Here is a 1,912-nt window from a genome sequence, read left to right as displayed (position 1 = left end):
TGCGCCCAGTGTAGAGGGATTGACTTAATGGGTTATTGGAAATATTCCTGGCTCTTTCAACCAGTCTTCCAAGAGGAGAGAGAATAGCCAAAACACTAACAGAGCTTAAGCTTCCTGACATTAAAGTGGGCGGTTACAGGAGCTGAGTGCAACACGGTTATTGAATTGAAGCTGGAGCATCATGCCGCATAGCCATAGCTTCCTGCATCACCTCGTCCATAACCTCGATCGGACACTTGAAGTCGAAGCGCTTACGGGGGCGCATGTTCAGTTGCAGTGCGATGGCATCCAGTTCCTCCTGGCTATGCACCGACAAGTCCGTGCCCTTGGGCAGGTACTGGCGGATCAGGCCATTGATGTTTTCGTTACTGCCGCGCTGCCAAGGGCTGTGCGGGTCGCAGAAGTAAATCGCCACCCCGGTCTGCTGGGTGATTTCAGCATGCCGCGCCATTTCTCGGCCCTGGTCGTAGGTCATGCTCTTGCGCATCGCCAGCGGCATGCCATTGAGCGCTGCACTGAAGCCTTCCATCGCCGAGGTCGCCGTCGCGTCGTTCATCTTCACCAGCATCAGGTAGCCACTGGTGCGCTCCACCAGCGTACCTACAGACGAGGCGTTGGCCTTGCCCTTGATCAGGTCGCCTTCCCAATGCCCTGGCATCAGTCGGTCTTCGATCTCCGGCGGACGTACATGAATACTGACCCTCTCAGGGATCTGACCGCGCCGATCCACGCCGCCAGAGCGCGGCCTGCGCATCGTCTTGCTTTGGCGCAGGCAGATGATCAGCTCTTTACGCAGCTCGCCGACTGGCAAGGCATAGATCGCGTTATAGATCGTCTCGCGACAGACGTAGGCATCTCTGAGGCTGGGAATATTCATGCTGCGCAGCTTGCCGGCAATCTGCTCGGGAGACAAACGCTCACGCAGCATATGCGCCACCAATTCGAAGCGCTCGCTACCCGGCAACAGCTTTTGCTTCGGTCGACACACCTGACGGCGGGCCTGCATCTGCTGCTGGGCCACGCGGGCCGAGTAGCCGCCACAGGCATCTCGATTGCGGCGCAGCTCCCGGCTGATGGTCGAAGGGGATCGGTTGATCAAGCAGGCAATCCCGCGCAGGCTGAAACCTTGGGCATGACCGATTTGAATGGTGGCGCGCTCTTCAACGCTGAGTTCGGAATAAGACATAGGGACAGCACCGTACCGGAAAGGTCAGGTGTTGCACTCAGTTTTCGCCGCCGCCCGGTGTAAATACGACGTTGTTGCTCATTGGCATGCTCCTCACTGGCATGATTGGTGTGAGGTGAACGATACCGATTGGCCTCTTAAATATTGATGATCGAATCTTACGAATCTGGATTTGCCCAGATCCGCGGGGCGTTGGGGCGTCCGAAGTGGGGCCGCAAGCGCCCCCATGGGGTGAAAGTGCGCTGGTCAAATCTGATGCATTTTTTGATCAAAAAAATGCAAACGGATCGTTGAGTGGAATGAGGTTTTTCGCACCGAATAACAATCAGTAGAATTCCTACAGTCTCGGTGCCGGTTCACTCACCAGTCAGCTGGACACTACGTCAACTCGTGTACAAACCGGGTATAGCCTTCGGAGTCGGAGGTTTCGTACCAACACCTCTTACATAAATTGGTGTACCTAGCCATGAGTGATCCCATCAACCTCATGTTGTGCAGCCAAGGAAACACGGAATGCATCCGTGGAAACCAAATCTCGGGGGCGTTTACCTCCCAGCACTCCATTCGGGGAATAAAACCAGAATGCGACCGACCAGCTGTTTTGTAAGCGTCCGGCCAACACACCTTTCTGATCCCAACGCTTAGGGCGATGGTGGACACCTATTTAAGTGGACACCATTTTTAGCCTTATTAAGCGGATCGCCATGCGTCAACGACACTCTTACC

At 55.2% G+C, this 1,912-nt stretch carries 1 protein-coding gene; it reads right to left on the bottom strand.

All coding sequences use genetic code 11. The features are described from left to right. Positions 1-157: 157 nt before the first annotated feature. Positions 158-1,186, bottom strand: coding sequence for an IS30 family transposase (locus MF6396_RS27985; RefSeq protein WP_003465026.1), 1,029 nt, complete (start codon positions 1,184-1,186; stop codon positions 158-160). Positions 1,187-1,912: the final 726 nt, after the last annotated feature.

This window comes from Pseudomonas sp. MF6396 (genome assembly GCF_002018915.1).
Taxonomy (GTDB): Bacteria; Pseudomonadota; Gammaproteobacteria; order Pseudomonadales; family Pseudomonadaceae; genus Aquipseudomonas; species Aquipseudomonas palmensis.
Note: the sequence above shows the minus strand (reverse complement) of the source record. Positions and strands in the feature narration are given on the sequence as shown.

What these genes read in the sequence shown, in the direction of transcription:
- MF6396_RS27985 (WP_003465026.1), bottom strand. Translation starts at nt 1,186, where the DNA reads ATGTCTTATTCCGAACTCAGCGTTGAAGAGCGCGCCACCATTCAAATC.